The organism is Aquimarina megaterium XH134 (assembly GCF_000520975.1).
Classification (GTDB): domain Bacteria; phylum Bacteroidota; class Bacteroidia; order Flavobacteriales; family Flavobacteriaceae; genus Aquimarina; species Aquimarina megaterium.
In genome coordinates this window covers 1-716 of sequence record NZ_JACB01000135.1, presented here as the reverse complement: position 1 = coordinate 716, position 716 = coordinate 1, and the positions used below count along the sequence as shown (strand labels likewise).

Sequence of the window (716 nt, the reverse complement as noted above, 5' to 3'; positions counted from 1 at the left end):
CTACTTAAAATTATCTGAAGCTTTACCAGATTTGGTTGTATAATTAATCTTTAACGCCTGAACTTCTCTTAATTCCTTTTTGATATCGCCTACAAGACCCATATTGGTATTTCCATCTATTTTAAGAGCTGTAATTAAAAAAGGAACTTCTTCCTCTCTTTTTGCTGCTCTCTCGGCCAATATAAATGCTTTTACTTCGCTTACATCTGCAAATTTATCATTAAGCTGGATTCTAGCTTGGCTACCAGCACTTGCACGATATCTTGAACTAGGTTTTCCTGCATAGATATACATTATTAGATTTTTTTTATCTAGTTTTTCTATCTGGTCTGCAGAAGGTAATTTATTTTCTATCATTAGCGTATTTTTACGCATCACCGTTGCAACCATAAAGAAGAACAATAACATAAATACAATATCCGGTAATGATGCCGTAGAAACGGGAGGTAATTCACCACTCTTTTTCTTTTTAAATTTAGACATAAGAATTCTGTTTTATGTTATTTCTATTTTTTAGGCTCGGCTTCTGAAAGTTTTTCAGGAAACAAAAATTGTATCTTTTTGATATCTTCTTTAAGTTTAGTCTTACTTCCAGAATAATTTACATCTTTAAAATCGGCTTCCATTTGTTCAAATGTCTTACCAAAAAGACGCTGTGCTTCTCTATTACGCAATGTAGTATACGCTGCCACCAATTCATTTTGAACCGCTATATA

General features: G+C 32.5%; 1 protein-coding gene and 1 pseudogene. Both read right to left on the bottom strand.

The window, feature by feature from the left end; genetic code table 11:
* Nucleotides 1-483, bottom strand: a complete 483-nt coding sequence (locus Z053_RS0127430) for an ExbD/TolR family protein (RefSeq protein WP_025668167.1) — start codon at nt 481-483, stop codon at nt 1-3.
* Nucleotides 484-506: 23 nt separating this feature from the next.
* Nucleotides 507-716, bottom strand: a pseudogene (locus Z053_RS31735) (biopolymer transporter ExbD); the annotation flags it as partial.

Bases quoted from the DNA above. Each gene is read 5' to 3' on its own strand.
- Z053_RS0127430 (WP_025668167.1), bottom strand. From the start codon at position 483: ATGTCTAAATTTAAAAAGAAAAAGAGTGGTGAATTACCTCCCGTTTCT.